Raw genomic sequence first — 15,750 nt, 5'->3', positions numbered from 1 at the left:
TTAAAATTTAATTTAAATTTGAAAAATCATATAATTATTCACTAATATCTATTAATTATATTAAATACAGAACAAATCACATTTAGAAATTAATAACTAAACGCCTAATCCCATCATTTGCATTAATTTCTGAGCCTGTTGAATAGCTTCTTGTCGATGAGTAATTCCCATTTTTTGATATAAATTACGTATATGGGTTTTTATCGTAGTCGCTGCCACATCCAGCTCTGTAGCGATTTGATCATTGCTGTAACCAGAATAAATTAACCCCAACACCTGCCATTCACGCTGAGTGAGTGGACTATTGCGGATAAGCTCAGGTACATCAGGATGAGTGAGCAATTGTTCTACAAACGTTTCATCAAAATGGGCAAATTTATGCCGATGCTGTAGATTGATTTCTCGCAGAATACGTTGAGCTCTATGCTGTTCCATTTCAGGCAAAATATTCAGTTGGATAAGCTGGCGCAGTTGCAAAGCCATCAACTCACCTTCAATAACAAAATGGCTGATGAATCCTGTGCAGTTAGCCAAATTCAAGGCTTCTATCAAAACACCCTGAGCCTCAGCCTTGCGGCCAAGCTGCCAATAAAGCAAATTACACAACAGAAGATTACGATTTAAATCGCTGACCAATGCCAATTTTCTGGCATATTCATTCAATTTCACCAAGATAGATTCAGCTTCCTCATACTGATCTAATAAGATTTTTGCCCGTGCAATATTGCGCCATTGGTTTTGATTAAAATGGTTACAAAAACTTTCTGGACGTTCTGCCTGTACCAACCACTGAGTCAAGGAATTGCTATCTTCCAAAGTCTGCCAAATAATGACACGCAATTCGTCAGTATTCGTTCGCCAATCGCGGTGATACTGCCCATTACTCAGTAAGTTTTCGCAGCGGGTCAAGTAACGGCGAGCATTATCAATATCACCTCGCACCAAAGAACATTTCGCCAGTTGGGTAACACATTGCAATTGCTGCTGTGGCTGGTAATTGGCCAATACGTCCAACCCTTGGCGCGCTGCCTCTTCTGAATCATCAATACGAGCCCAACACCACAAAAGTTGTGAACGGATCCGCAATAGAAACTCATGCATCGGCAACTGTTCCAGATGCTGTTCACGGATTAAATCAAAAGCATGGGACTGGATATCATAAGCTGCCTGCAAATAACCTTGTGCCAGTAAAATTTCACTTTGTTGCAGTAACGCCCATAAAGCATAGTGATAAACATGACAAAGGCGGGCAAGTTGCTCCGTTTGCTTCATTAATGCCAATGCTCCGGCCAACTGACCATTGCAATGCAATACTTCTCCTTTAACTGACATCGCTACAATACGGCCATATTGATTATTTGGCAGTAAATTCGCCAACGCCTTTTCAGCCAAAACATCAGCATCAGCGGGTCGTCCATCATTCATCGCCACTTGCGCTCGCAGAGCATCAAACTCTGCCAGCAATTCCGGCTCGATAGTGATTTGCTTCTGCTTTAGTGATTGTTCTGCCTGATTCAATAATGCATTGACCTCATAGTAGCGATGCTGGCTTTGTGCCAGCCACGCTTGCAACAGAACAAGACGAGGGCTTTCCAGCAACTGTTCATATGGCAGTGCATTCATACACTCTTCCAATAGGGAGAGTTTGCTGTGGTTAAACAACTCCCAGGCATGTTGCAACAAAATATCCCGTAATAAGATAGTATCTCCCGCTGCTAAGGCATGGTGAATGGCCTCCCCCGGATATCCCTGCATCAGCCACCCTTTTACGGCGGCTCTATGTAATTCGGGTAATTTCGCTGCCATTTCCCATTGGCAACGTTGACGCAAAAATGAAGCAAACAAGGGATGAAAACAGAACCACTCGCCAGAATCATCCATGCGCTGAATAAACAGCCCCTGACGTTCAATGTCTTCCAGACGCTGCTGACCGTTTTCCTCTCCTGTCAGGCAAACAATCAACCCATCATTCATAGAGCGCAGAATAGAACTATGCAGTAAGAAATCCCGCGTCTTCTGATCCACGCGATTTAAAACCTCGTCCACAAGGTAATCAGCAAGATGGCCGGCATTCATCCCTGAAAGGCGCTTTGCTGAAACTTCCGTCGTATTGCCAGATTGACGGGCAGAAAGGGCTATCAACTGCAAGGCTGTTGCCCACCCAGCAACGTCATGACATAACTGTTTGCAGTGTTCAGAATCCAATGGATTGGCTAACCGCTTGGCAAAAAATTGCTGTGTTTCCAGATAATCAAAAGCCAACTGCTGGCTATCAATCTCCAATAACTGTTCACGCACACGTAAGTTGGCAATTCCCAACGATGGCAAATGGCGTGACAGCACCACCAATGTTAAATTTTCTGGTTGATGGCGGAGAAAAAAGCGCATAGCTTCATGAATAAGACCATTCACGATCAGATGATAATCATCGATGACCAGAAAAATGGGTTGCGGCCATTCACTAAGTTCAATAAACAATTGTGCAAACAATGCAGATAAACTGGCATATTGATGTTTCTGAGCCAGTACCTCACTTTTCGCACAGTGTCCCTGCGTTGCCTGCTGAATGGCTGCAATCAGATAGCTAGCGAAACGTTCTGGCTGATTATCACTATCATCAAGAGAATACCACCCCAGATGCTCCTGTTCGGCAGCCCATTGTGACATCAAGGTAGTTTTGCCATACCCTGCGGGACTGGTTATCAATACCAGTCGATAATCCTCAATTTCATTGAACTTTTCTAACAGACGCTCCCGCATAACCATATTATTGAGTCGAAGGGGGCGACTGAGTTTCGATGGGATAAGCATTAAATTTCTCCCCTCACACGCAATGAATAAAAGCAACGAATAAAACTGATACCTGAATTTTGTTTGACACTATTAAGTCACTTACACATTAGCACTCTCTTACGACCAACAAATGTAGAGAAACGCCCATCTTTTGCAAACAAGTTGATTAATTTCATTGTGTTAAATTGCACCTTGTCACATTCTTTGGTTGCAACCTGACTATTTCTCTATGAAATTGCGAAAAAGCTCGAAAGAAATAGCTACGCCCTTACGCTCCTCCCCGCGAATATTTTTACGGGATGATGTTTCCCCATCCACTAACCTTCAGCATATCCCTGTAAATAATTCGCCAAATTTTCCTCTGTTAGTGACAGGATGCAACGCCATGCAACTATCCACATTAAAATCATCCACATTAAAATCATCCACATTAGATAAAAATCCGAGATTCGATAAAGCCTTATTTCAGGCCGCACTCACACGCCAATGGCAATCTTTCGGCCTCAGTTCCGCCCAGGAAATGACGCCACATCAGTGGTGGCAGGCCATTAGTGCAGCGGTATCTGAATTACTCCCCTTGGCTACTCAGCAAAACCGTGCCAATCCATCTTCTGATAACCAACGCCACGTGAACTATATCTCGATGGAATTTCTGATAGGCCGACTGACAGCCAATAACTTATTGAATCTTGGTTGGTATGACGATATTCAGTCTTATCTGGCAGAAGATGGCATCATGTTGAGTGATGTGCTGGAAGAAGAAACCGATCCCGCGTTGGGCAATGGTGGGTTAGGGAGGTTAGCAGCCTGTTTTCTCGACTCAATGGCGACGATCAATCAACCTGCGACAGGGTATGGTCTCAATTATCAATATGGTCTTTTCCGCCAATCCTTTAAAGAGGGGCAACAAATTGAAACACCTGATAATTGGGAACGCGAGTCCTATCCGTGGTTTCGCCATAACACGCAATTAAAAGTCAACGTCGGTTTTGGTGGTGAAATCGCAACAACTGCTGATGGCCATGAAACTTGGGTGCCTGCATTTACCCTGATTGGTGAAGCATGGGATTTGCCTGTGCTTGGGTATCACAATGGTGTAACCCAACCGCTTCGCCTATGGCAAGCAGCTTACGATAACCCCTTTGATCTGTCACTTTTCAATGATGGGGAGTTCCTGCACGCCGAACAATCGGGCATTGAAGCAGCCAGCCTGACCAAAGTGCTCTATCCGAATGATAATCATCAGGCCGGTAAACGGCTGCGCTTGATGCAACAATATTTTCAGTGTGCCTGTGCCGTAGCCGATATCCTGCGCCGCCATCAACAAGCAGGGCGCAAAATAGAAACGCTAGCACAATACGAAGTTATCCAGCTTAACGATACTCACCCAACTATCGCAATCCCTGAAATGATGCGTCTTCTGCTTGATGAATACCAGTTAAGTTGGGAAGCAGCCTGGGAAATCACAGGAAAAACTTTCGCCTATACTAACCATACTTTGCTGCCGGAAGGCTTAGAACGTTGGGATGAACAATTGATGAGTGAGCTTCTGCCACGCCATCATCGCATCATTCAGGAAATCAACCGACGCTTTAAAAAAACCGTTGAACAAGTCTGGTCTGATAATCAACAAGTCTGGGAAAAATTAGCGGTTATCCATGACAATCAAGTCAGAATGGCTAACCTTTGCGTTGTCGCCTGCTTTGCTGTTAATGGAGTCGCAGCGCTGCATTCATCCTTGATCGTGACAGATCTGTTCCCTGAATATCACCAGTTGTGGCCAACTAAATTCCACAACGTGACTAATGGTGTCACCCCGCGTCGTTGGTTAAAACAGTGTAACCCTGCACTCTCTTCATTAATTGACCAAACATTAGGTCATGAGTGGGTAAATGATCTCGCTGCTTTAAAACAACTCGAACCTTATGCCGACGATACCGCCTTCCGTGACACTTATCGAGCTGTTAAGCAAGACAATAAAATTCGCCTGTCCAATTATGTCAATAAGGTAATGGGACTGAAGATTGATCCTCATGCTATTTTCGATATACAGATAAAGCGCCTGCATGAATACAAGCGTCAACATCTGAACCTGCTCCATATCTTGTCACTTTATCGGCAGATTCAGGAAAATCCGGCCTTAGATATCCATCCCCGTGTTTTCCTGTTCGGTGCCAAAGCAGCGCCCGGCTATTATCTGGCAAAAAACATCATCTCTGCCATCAATCATGCCGCTGAAAAGATCAATCATGACCCGATCGTCCGTGATCGCATTAAAATTGCCTTTATCCCCGACTATAATGTTTCCGCTGCGGAACTGATGATCCCAGCAGCCGATGTATCAGAACAAATCTCCACTGCGGGCAAAGAAGCTTCCGGTACAGGCAATATGAAATTGGCCTTAAATGGCGCACTCACCATCGGAACGCTGGATGGAGCGAATGTCGAAATTGCTGAACAAGTCGGAAACGACCATATCTTTATCTTCGGCAAGACCGTAGAAGAAGCTAAGGCTTTACTAAATAGCGGCTATAACCCACAAACTATACTTCAACAGGATCATCATCTAAAAAATCTCCTTGGCTCCCTCGCCAATGGTGAATTCAGCCACGGAGATACGCACGCATTTGATCTTATGTTACACAGCCTGACTGATGGTGGTGACCCTTATTTAGTGTTGGCTGATTTTGCCTCTTATTGCCACGCTCATAAACAAATTGACTCTCGATATCGCGATGCCCAAAGCTGGACGCGCAGTACTGTACTCAATACCGCTCGAATGGGTAACTTTAGTGCTGACCGCGCTATTCAGGATTATCAACAACGCATCTGGAAAACCAAATAGGGATTGAGTATGGAAAACAAATGCCTTGATGATTTGGCAACTAAAGCCGGCATCGCCAGCGAATATATTAATGCCTATGGAAAACCACAGGCGATCCCTGCTGAAATCAGGCATCGAATATTAGAAGCAATGAATACAGATATACCGGTCGAAAGGCCGGTTTCCCATTTAGATGCTTCCTTTTTACCTAATGTGAAGGTGGTTATTCAGGGGCAAATAGTGACTCTGCCTCTGGAAGATACATATCATTATCAATGGCAGATACACACTGAGCAAGGTGAGGTATTTCATGGTCACTGCCAGCATCAACTCTCTTTACCGACCGACCTCCCCTTGGGGTATCACACTCTGAGCCTAGTACCGAAAGTGAAGCCAAAGAATCACTCTCAGTACTCGATGCAACTTATCGTTGCTCCTGAACGTTGTTACGAACCGGATGCCATAACACGTGGGGAAAAACTCTGGGGCGCCTGCATTCAGCTTTATACCCTGCGATCAGAAAATAATTGGGGAATTGGTGATTTTGGCGATCTGAAATATATGCTGCAAGAACTAGCACAACGTGGTGGCGCCTTTATTGGCTTGAACCCTCTTCATGCCATATATCCTGCAATGCCTGAAAATGCCAGCCCTTACAGCCCATCATCCCGTCACTGGCTTAATATCATCTATATTGCCGTGAATCAGGTTGAAGATTTTAATGATAGCACCGAAGCACAAGCGTGGTGGCATTCAGCGGAAACACAATCCAAACTCCGACAAGCCCGCCAGGAAGAGTGGGTTGATTACACCACAGTAATGACACTAAAAATGGCTGCATTGCGTCTAACTTATCCGCAATTTAAGCGCCGATCTGGTGATGATCCCCAACAAATTGCTTTCCAACAATTTGTCACCAAAGGAGGCAAAAACCTTTATTATCAAGCTGCTTATGATGCTCTACATCAAAAGCTATATGGGGAAAATAATGTTTATTGGGGCTGGCCGGTATGGCCGGAAGAATACCGTGAACCGGAGAGTGATGCGGTTAAGACATTCTGCCATTCACATCCACAGGAGATAGCGTTTTTCCTTTGGCTGCAATGGCTAGCTGATACCCAGCTTGCCGAATGCTTCACTACCAGCCAAGCCAATCACATGCCGATTGGTATTTACCGCGATCTTGCTGTTGGAGTAGCGCAAGGCGGTTCAGAAACCTGGTGTAACCGAAACATCTATTGCACTAAGGCATCTGTCGGAGCGCCTCCCGATATTCTGGGACCACGGGGGCAAAATTGGGGGCTTCCGCCAATGAATCCCCACGTATTAAAAGCACAAGCCTATCAACCTTTCATTGAATTATTGCGTAGTAATATGCGTCATTGCGGTGCATTGCGTATCGATCATGTGATGTCATTGCTCAGACTTTGGTGGATACCACAAGGAGAAACCGCCGATAAAGGCGTTTATGTCCATTATCCGGTTGACGATCTGCTGGCAATATTGGCATTGGAAAGCCAGCGCAATCATTGCTTAGTAATAGGTGAAGATTTAGGAATTGTACCGGAAGAAATCGTCGGTAAATTACGGGACAGTGGTGTTTATTCCTATAAAGTATTCTATTTTGAACGCAATGAGCAGGGTGAATACCGCACTCCCGATGAATACCCTGTGCAAGCAATGGCGACCATTACTACCCATGACTTACCTACCTTGCGTGGATTCTGGCAAAATGAAGATCTAATCTTAGGAGAATCCATCGGCTTATATCCTGATAAAGCCCTTCTTGCCGATTTATATTTGGAGCGCAAACGCTGCAAGCAAGCATTATTAACCAGTTTAAATCGTCACGGCTATTTACCAGAAGGATTGTCCAAGACAGATACCCCTTCCTCATTTCAGGTATCAGTATCACTGGCGCAAACTGAACATCCGATGTCAAATGCTATAAATCAAAGCATACATCGCTATATAGCCCATAGCACCTGTGCTTTATTAGGATTACAACCGGAAGATTGGCTGGATATGGAACGCCCCGTTAATATTCCTGGCACAACCGAGGAATACCCTAACTGGCGACGAAAACTTACTTCTACGTTGGAAACTATGTTTGCGGATACCCATATCAACTATCTGTTCCAAACAATCGGAGAGTGCCGAAAACAAGGTTAATAACTGACTGAGTTAACAACCAGTTATCCAAATTGCAGTCCAGTAGCAAGAAAACGCCCCCAATCATATATAGCTAAATATGATTGGGGGCGAGGATCAGCCTTTCACTCCTCCCGACGTTAATCCACCGACTAACCAACGTTGAGCAAGTAAGAAAACTGCCGTGATAGGAATAGCGGAAAGCACAGCCGCAGCGGCAAAATCTCCCCAGAGATAGTTCTGTGGGTGAAGATATTGCTGCATTCCCACTGCCAGCGTGTAATTATCCACATCACGTAATAACAGAGATGCAACAGGTACTTCAGTGATCACGCCAATAAACGACAAAATAAACACCACAGCCAATATAGGTACAGAAAGCGGTAACAATACCAAACGGAAAATTTGCCACGATGTCGCGCCATCTAACATCGCTGCTTCTTCCAGAGAACGATCTATCGTTTCGAAATAACCTTTTATCGTCCATACATGCAAAGCAATTCCGCCCAGGTAGGCAAAAATCACACCACCGTGGGTATTGAGACCGAGGAAAGGAATATATTCTCCTAAACGATCAAATAAGGCATATAGCGCCACCAAAGAAAGTACCGCCGGAAACATTTGAAAAATTAGCATTGCCTTGAGTAAGGTGCTTTTTCCACGAAAGCGCATTCGAGCAAATGCATACGCGCACGTCGTTGATAATGCCACAATGCCAGTGGCAGTAATGAAAGCAACTTTTACAGAGTTCCAAAGCCATTGCATAACCGGAAATGGGGGAAGCGTGACGTGTCCATCAGCAGATTCCACGCTATAACCAAATGCCAGTTTCCAGTGTTCCCATGAAATAGTGTCTGGAATCAAGTTACCCGTAGCAAAATTACCCGGACGCAAAGAAATAGCAATGACCATGAGCAGAGGGAACAAAATCATGGCAATAAAAGCCAGCATTAATATATGTGTTCCCCATATCCGCCATCGCTGCGATTTGGGCTGTACCATCGCCATCTTCTTTTCTCCTTAATCAAATTTCATGCGGGCAGTTTTCAAATTGATGATGGCTAATGCACCCACCAATAAGAAGATCAATGTGGCAATTGCTGCTGCCAGACCAAAATCCTGCCCACCACCACCTTCAAATGCGATACGGTAGGTGTAATTCACCAAAAGATCGGTATAACCCGCTGGGGTCGATGTACCAATATGATCAGGTTTACCATTGGTTAGCAGTTGAATCAGGACAAAGTTATTAAAATTGAAAGCAAAGCTGGCAATCATTAACGGGGTCAATGGCTTAATCAATAATGGAAAGGTAATTTTGGTAAAATTCTGCCACGGCCCTGCACCATCAAGTGCCGATGCCTCATAAAGGTCATCAGGAATAGATTTCAGCAATCCCATGCAAAGAATCATCATATAGGGATAACCCAACCACGTATTTACAATAATCAACATGGTTCGAGCTAGTGTCGGATCGGTAAACCAATCTGGTTTAAAACCAAACAACCCATTTAGCACCAGATTAATTTCACCAAAACTTTGGTTAAATAATCCTTTGAAAATCAGAATGGAAATAAACGAAGGAACAGCATAAGGTAAAATAAGCAGTACACGGTAAATCGCTCGTCCCTTAAGCGCCTCCCACTGTACAATACAAGCGAGAACCATTCCTAGGGTAACCGTCAATGCCACTGTCACTAGGGAGAAAACGACTGTCCAGACAAAAATGGACAGAAAAGGTTTTTGGATACCTTCATCCTGTATCACCCGTAGAAAATTTTTCCAACCAATAGAAACCGTAAATCCAGGACTTAACGTTTCCTTAGTCCATTCTCCTTCAGCATTCATGGATTGGTAGAACCCTGTATCCATATTTGGCCGGTATCGTATGCCAGTTTGTTTATCGGTCAGTGTCATTCCATCTTCATCGAGGGAATAAAGAGGGTTTATCGCAGAAAACTGGCGCAAAGAACTCATTCTCAGTTTACTGCCATCAGGAAGAACGACAACCAATTGATTCAACGCCTGCCGATACTGAGTAATAGTACGCAGTGTGGCAGCATTGTTTTCAAACTTCTTCTCTTGTTCATGGAGGGGCAGGATAATTTCTTCCGTTCCCGTAAGAGAAAAAGGCTCAGATATCAATAAATTATTGCTATCAGGAACGTTCAAAGCCAAGACCCACTGTTCAGATATCGGATAGAGTTTGAAATTAAATGGCTCCCCTGTCTGATAATGGCGACTCATCAATACCGTTTGAGCACGTTCAAATGTCAATTGGTTAGTGCTGCTATAATTTGTAAAAGCAATAGCAATCGTGCAAATAAGCGGAAACAGTATAAATATCCCTATTCCAGCAATTCCAGGGTAGGTATAGCGCCAAACATAAGCCTTTCGGTTGGAAAAAACATAAATACCACTTCCCAGTAATATCAGTGTTACCATTGCAAACAGGTATTCTCCCTGTGCATACATCAGCACAACCAGATAACCTGTAAAAAGTAGACAAAAACCTACCATCAACCATTTCAGGGCAGGATGCTGCCACCATACTGTTTTTTCTAATGTCGCTGACATCTTGCACTTCCTGTTACCAAAAATTGTGATTATCCAACACCTATCACAATAAGGGCTAAGGCTCCTTAGATTCAGGAGCCTGTCATTCGTTTATTTTGTCATTCTTGCTTCAGCATCATTAAGGGCAGCATCTATCGTCTGACGCCCACTGATAGTGTTAAGGACAGCGCTACGCATTGCGTACCAGAAACTACTCATTTGGGAGATATTTGGCATAATTTCGCCGTTTTGGGCATTTGCCATCGTGGCAGCAATACGTGGATCTTTCGCCAGGATCTCCTGATAGGATTTCAAGGCCACCGCGCCTAACGGTTTATCTTTGTCCATCATCGCTAATCCTTCATTGGTTAGCAGATAATTTTCCAAAAATTCTTTCGCTAATTCTTTATTAGGACTGGCCGCATTAATGCCCGCGGTTAAAATGCCAACAAAGGGTTTAGAGGGTTTTCCTTTAAAAGTGGGTAATAAGGTAACACCATAATTAATCTTACTTTTATCTACGTTCGCCCACGCCCAGGGGCCATTAATTGTCATTGCTGCTTTGCCTTTATTAAATGCCGCTTCGGCAATGGAGTAATCGATATCTGCATTGAGATGTTTGTTTTTGACTAAATCAACCAGAAATTTCATTCCCGCTTTAGAGCCTGCGTTATTCACTCCGCTGTCTTTAACATTATAAGTACCGTTCTCTGCTTTGAAGGCATATCCGCCATCGGCAGCAATGAGGGGCCAAGTGAAATACGGTTCCTGTAAATTGAACATGATTGCGCTTTTATTCTGCTTTTTCAGCTCATTATCTAAGGCCGGGATTTCTTCCCATGTTTTAGGAGGAGATTTAATCAGGTCTTTATTGTAGATAAGAGAAAGGGCTTCAACTGCGACAGGGTATCCTACCAATTTTCCGTCATAACGAACGGCATCCCACGTAAAGGGAAATAATTTATCAATAAACGATTTATCAGGAGTAATTTCAGCAACTAATCCTGATTGGGCATAACCACCAAAGCGATCATGTGCCCAGAAAATAATATCTGGCCCATCTCCACTGGCAGCAATTTGGGTATATTTTTCTTCCAGTTTGTCAGGATGCTCAACAGTGACAGGAATTCCCGTTTCTTGTGCAAATTTTTCACCAACCTGTGCCAGTCCGTTATAACCTTTATCACCATTGATCCAAATGACCAACTTTCCTTCTTCCGGCTTTGCGAAAGCCGAAGCAGACAATACACATGTTGTTAAAACGGAAAGCATCAGGGTACGAGTCCCTACTTTTAAAATTTTCTTGGTCATCATTCCGCCTTTTTCATTTGTTAGTTCAAGATAATTATCTTTATTACATCGCGATAAAATGGCACAAGTGTGCAATCAATATAAAAAAGACTCATCCTCCCCAGCTCTACGCCTCATACCGCACGAGTGTGAACTAGCTTACAAAAACAATTAAAATCAGAACGTTAACACTAAGATAGCATCTTTTTTTGGGATTTAAGTCACATCTTGCCTGACAATTTTCTCCTTCCTCTCTTAATCACATTAAGCTCGTCCTCCTGATTCCTCCACCATCAAAAATTCTGGAATGGAGGATCCTCGCACCTGTTATTTTATACACAATCCTGCCATCAGTTTTTTACGCAGTTTCTCACTACGAAATAAGAAACGAAGAGAAATAAGAAACAAACAGAAAACTGAGGCGGCAAATCCGAGGGAGGGAACAAATGTCTAGCATCACATTCCGCAATGTATCTAAATCATATGGTGAAATTGTCATCTCCAAAGATCTTAATCTTGATATTCAGGAAGGGGAATTCGTCGTATTCGTCGGCCCGTCAGGGTGTGGGAAATCGACACTGCTAAGGATGATCGCGGGATTGGAAGATGTTACATCCGGTGATTTGCTGATAGACGGAAAACGAATGAATGATGTCCCACCAGCTAAACGCAGCATCGGTATGGTTTTTCAGTCTTATGCGTTATATCCCCATCTCTCTGTTGCAGACAACATGTCATTCGGCATGAAGTTGGCGGGTGTCAAAAAAAGCGATATTCAAAAACGGGTACAACAAGTTGCAGAAACCCTCCAGCTTGCCCATCTATTGGATCGTCGTCCCAAGGCGCTGTCCGGCGGTCAACGTCAGCGAGTCGCCATTGGCCGAACCCTGGTTGCTGAACCTAATATTTTTTTACTGGATGAACCTCTTTCCAACCTAGATGCTGCCTTGCGTGTTCAGATGAGAATTGAAATTTCACGTTTACACAAGCGACTACAACGTACCATGGTCTATGTCACTCATGACCAAACCGAAGCCATGACTCTGGCAGATAAGATTGTTGTTCTGGATGGGGGCAATATTGCTCAGGTTGGTAAGCCACTTGAAATTTATCACTATCCTGCTAACCGCTTTGTCGCAGGTTTTATTGGTTCACCAAAAATGAATTTCCTGCCAGTAAAAGTTTCAGCGATTGCTGTTGATCAAGTACAGATCATCCTGCCTAACGGCCAGCCCGTTTGGTTACCTGTTGAAAGCAAAGGACTAACTGTCGGAAGTAATGTATCTTTGGGTATTCGCCCCGAACATCTTTTGCCTAATGATGTCGCCGATGTTACGTTAGAGGGGACAGTACAGATCGTGGAACAACTGGGGAACGAAACCCAGATACACATCCGCATACCTGCCATTCATCAAAATTTGGTTTACCGCCAACCTGATATTGTTCTCGTTAAAGAAGGTGCAGATTTCTCTATCGGATTAGCACCTCACCGATGTCATCTTTTCCGTGAAGATGGAACTGCATGTCAGCGTTTACATAAAGAACCCGGAGTCTAGATCCGCGGCCATAAAAAAATAACAGGAGAATCATTATGCGTATATTGTCTCTCTCATTGGCTATACTAACCAGTTTATTATCCATGCAGGCTATTGCTGTTGATTTCCACGGTTATGCCCGTTCAGGCATTGGCTGGACAGGGAATGGCGGTGAGCAGAAATGTGCCAAAGTCACTGGAGCGCCGAGTAAATACCGTCTTGGTAACGAATGTGAAACCTATGCTGAACTTAAATTAGGGCAAGAGTTATGGAAAGAAGGTAATAAAAGTTTCTATTTTGATACCAACTTAGCCTATTCCGTCCGTCAGCAAAAAGACTGGGAAGATACCAAACCTGGTTTTCGTGAAGTCAACGTGAAAGCAACCAATATTATTGATTGGCTGCCTGGTTCAACACTGTGGGCGGGTAAACGTTTCTACCAACGTCACGATGTACATATGATCGACTTCTATTACTGGGATATTTCCGGTCCTGGCGCAGGATTGGAAAATATTGACCTTGGTTTTGGCAAACTTTCCTTCGCTGTAACCCGTAATACAGAAGAAGGAGGTTCATATGGATGGATTGATAATAAACGCAAAGACGCCCCAAATACTTCAAATGACATTTTTGATATACGGTTAGCCAACTTACCAGTTAATGCTGGCGGTACGCTGGAGCTTGGTATTGATTATGGGCGTGCCAATACACGTAAGGGATATCAGCTTAATAAACAAGCATCTAAAGACGGTGTGATGCTAACCGCCGAACATACCCAAAGCCTGTTGGGTGGCTTCAACAAATTTGTCTTACAGTACGCAACTGACGCTATGATTTCCAGCGGTAATGGACGTTCCGAAGGAGCAAATATAGACAACAACGGACATATGCTGCGCATTCTGAACCACGGTGCCATTAGTATCAACAAGAAATGGGACCTCATGTATGCCGCCATGTATCAAGACATTGACCGCGACAATAACAATGGCAATACATGGTATACCGTAGGTATCCGCCCAATGTATAAGTGGACACCGATAATGAGTACCTTAATGGAAGTGGGTTATGACCATGTGAAGTCACAACGCACCAAAGCAAACAATGATCAATTCAAAATCACTCTGGCCCAACAATGGCAAGCAGGTGACAGCATGTGGTCACGCCCTGCTATCCGTTTATTCACCACTTACTCTAAATGGAATGAAAAATGGGGCTATGACAATGGCGGCGTTGCCTACCAAGATACACCAGTACATAAATTCAGTCGTGGGAACAGTGATGAGTTTACATTTGGTGCCCAATTTGAGGCTTGGTGGTAATGAAAAAGCAATTACTCTCACTTTGTCTCGGTGCCCTGCTCTGTAACATGATTCCGGCGAGTTATGCTACATCAGATATCGCACTGTCTGACACTACAAAATCTGGCATAGAAACAACTAATGCTGCGCCAACGTTGTCTTTGCCAACCTTGCAGAAATTACAGTGGCAGCCCATTAATACTCATGGCACTCAGACTATTATTCTTGATAGTACATCACAGCAACTTAATGATGGTCATACTCAAGGTGCAGTAGCCACATTTGCTTTACCGGCCAATCAAGGCTCATTAGAAATCACGCTGAACAGTCTGATAAAAGATAAGCAGGTATATTCACCGAATGTTTTAGTCTTTGATGAACAACTCCGTCCTGCGGCCTTTTATCCAAGCCACTATTTCCGCTATCAACAGCCAAGTATTATGTCCACCGATCGGCTTGAAGGAGTATTAAAGCTAACACCGGCATTGGGGCAACAGCGAATCTATTTGCTGATTTATACCACCCGTTCTGATTTACAAGCTTCGACACAAATGGTCGATCCTGCTAAGGCTTATGCTAAAGGTGTCGGTAATTCCGTGCCGGATATTCCAGATCCGATCGCTCGCCATACAGAAACAGGTACATTAACGTTAAAAGTGCAATCAGAAAGCAATGCAAGCAATATCCTGATAGGCCAGGTATTTTCTTCACCTGCACCTAAACCAGTTACCATCGGTTCTACACAAGTATCTACATCGCCGATAAAAACAGCCCCGACTGATGCACCGCAATCTGCGGCCCCAGTAGTTAAACCTGTACTGAACGATACCGAACGGTATTTCAATGACGCTATCAAAAAAGCTATTAACAATGGTGATGTTGATAAGGCATTGAAACTGTTGGATGAAGCAGAACGACTCGGTTCCCCAACTGCACGGGAAACTTTTATCAAGGTGATAAAAAACAAAAAATAAATTGATTCATCAAATAATTATAGAAATATATTTAACTTAAGGGCCTAAGGGAATAGGCTCTTGAAAGATGCAAATTCATTATCCTTCTCAGATGGATTTTCATTGCATAGCATTACCAACATCATATTTACTTAAAGTAATCCACAATCCCTTTCTTATTCAGATAATTCTTTATTTTTACACGGAACTTATAAACCAAACAGATAAAAATTAGCAACAGTAAAACACCAAAAATAAACCTAGGCATTATAAATGAAAATACAATGCAGAATAAAACCCCTATGGAAAGTAATGAAATAATAGTTTCCTTCATGGCAATCTTAAATATC

At 43.5% G+C, this 15,750-nt stretch carries 9 protein-coding genes; 5 read left to right on the top strand and 4 right to left on the bottom strand.

Annotated elements, in window-relative coordinates; genetic code table 11:
* Positions 1-96: 96 nt before the first annotated feature.
* Positions 97-2,811 carry an HTH-type transcriptional regulator MalT gene (gene malT / locus Xedl_RS10910; RefSeq protein WP_074023719.1) on the bottom strand — a complete coding sequence of 905 codons (2,715 nt, stop codon included), beginning with the start codon at positions 2,809-2,811 and terminating at the stop codon, positions 97-99.
* 367 nt (positions 2,812-3,178) lie between these two features.
* On the opposite strand from malT, the gene malP reads away from it, so the two are divergent.
* Together malP and malQ are read left to right on the top strand one after the other, a co-directional pair.
* Positions 3,179-5,638, top strand: a complete 2,460-nt coding sequence (gene malP / locus Xedl_RS10905) for a maltodextrin phosphorylase (protein ID WP_074023718.1) — start codon at positions 3,179-3,181, stop codon at positions 5,636-5,638.
* A 9-nt stretch (positions 5,639-5,647) separates the two neighbouring features.
* Positions 5,648-7,789, top strand: coding sequence for a 4-alpha-glucanotransferase (gene malQ / locus Xedl_RS10900; RefSeq protein WP_074023717.1), 2,142 nt, complete (start codon positions 5,648-5,650; stop codon positions 7,787-7,789).
* A 96-nt stretch (positions 7,790-7,885) separates the two neighbouring features.
* Here malQ and malG read toward each other — a convergent pair whose 3' ends face one another.
* From malG to malE, 3 genes are all read right to left on the bottom strand, one after another.
* Positions 7,886-8,776, bottom strand: coding sequence for a maltose ABC transporter permease MalG (gene malG, locus Xedl_RS10895; RefSeq protein WP_074023716.1), 891 nt, complete (start codon positions 8,774-8,776; stop codon positions 7,886-7,888).
* A 12-nt stretch (positions 8,777-8,788) separates the two neighbouring features.
* Positions 8,789-10,345: a maltose ABC transporter permease MalF gene (gene malF / locus Xedl_RS10890; protein ID WP_074023715.1), complete on the bottom strand. Its 1,557-nt coding sequence runs from the start codon at positions 10,343-10,345 to the stop codon at positions 8,789-8,791.
* 90 nt (positions 10,346-10,435) lie between these two features.
* Positions 10,436-11,635, bottom strand: coding sequence for a maltose/maltodextrin ABC transporter substrate-binding protein MalE (gene malE / locus Xedl_RS10885; protein WP_074023714.1), 1,200 nt, complete (start codon positions 11,633-11,635; stop codon positions 10,436-10,438).
* A gap of 425 nt (positions 11,636-12,060) precedes the next feature.
* Here malE and malK point away from each other — a divergent pair, with 425 nt between their 5' ends.
* Genes malK through malM form a run of 3 tightly spaced genes read left to right on the top strand, consistent with a single transcriptional unit; the run spans position 12,061 to position 15,421 of the window.
* Positions 12,061-13,170, top strand: a complete 1,110-nt coding sequence (malK, locus tag Xedl_RS10880) for a maltose/maltodextrin ABC transporter ATP-binding protein MalK (protein WP_074023713.1) — start codon at positions 12,061-12,063, stop codon at positions 13,168-13,170.
* A 35-nt stretch (positions 13,171-13,205) separates the two neighbouring features.
* Complete coding sequence (locus Xedl_RS10875) at positions 13,206-14,468, top strand: maltoporin (RefSeq protein ID WP_074023712.1); 1,263 nt, start codon at positions 13,206-13,208, stop codon at positions 14,466-14,468.
* Positions 14,468-15,421, top strand: coding sequence for a maltose operon protein MalM (malM, locus tag Xedl_RS10870; protein WP_074023711.1), 954 nt, complete (start codon positions 14,468-14,470; stop codon positions 15,419-15,421). The genes Xedl_RS10875 and malM overlap by 1 nt, the downstream gene beginning before the upstream one ends.
* The last annotated feature ends 329 nt before the right edge of the window (positions 15,422-15,750 follow it).

Source organism: Xenorhabdus eapokensis, from assembly GCF_001908105.1.
The sequence above is the reverse complement of the archived record's forward strand: the minus strand, read 5'-3'. Positions and strand labels throughout refer to the sequence as shown.

Coding starts and splice junctions, on each gene's coding strand:
- malT (WP_074023719.1), bottom strand. CDS start 2,811: ATGCTTATCCCATCGAAACTCAGTCGCCCCCTTCGACTCAATAATATG.
- malP (WP_074023718.1), top strand. CDS start 3,179: ATGCAACTATCCACATTAAAATCATCCACATTAAAATCATCCACATTA.
- malQ (WP_074023717.1), top strand. CDS start 5,648: ATGGAAAACAAATGCCTTGATGATTTGGCAACTAAAGCCGGCATCGCC.
- malG (WP_074023716.1), bottom strand. CDS start 8,776: ATGGCGATGGTACAGCCCAAATCGCAGCGATGGCGGATATGGGGAACA.
- malF (WP_074023715.1), bottom strand. CDS start 10,345: ATGTCAGCGACATTAGAAAAAACAGTATGGTGGCAGCATCCTGCCCTG.
- malE (WP_074023714.1), bottom strand. CDS start 11,635: ATGACCAAGAAAATTTTAAAAGTAGGGACTCGTACCCTGATGCTTTCC.
- malK (WP_074023713.1), top strand. CDS start 12,061: ATGTCTAGCATCACATTCCGCAATGTATCTAAATCATATGGTGAAATT.
- Xedl_RS10875 (WP_074023712.1), top strand. CDS start 13,206: ATGCGTATATTGTCTCTCTCATTGGCTATACTAACCAGTTTATTATCC.
- malM (WP_074023711.1), top strand. CDS start 14,468: ATGAAAAAGCAATTACTCTCACTTTGTCTCGGTGCCCTGCTCTGTAAC.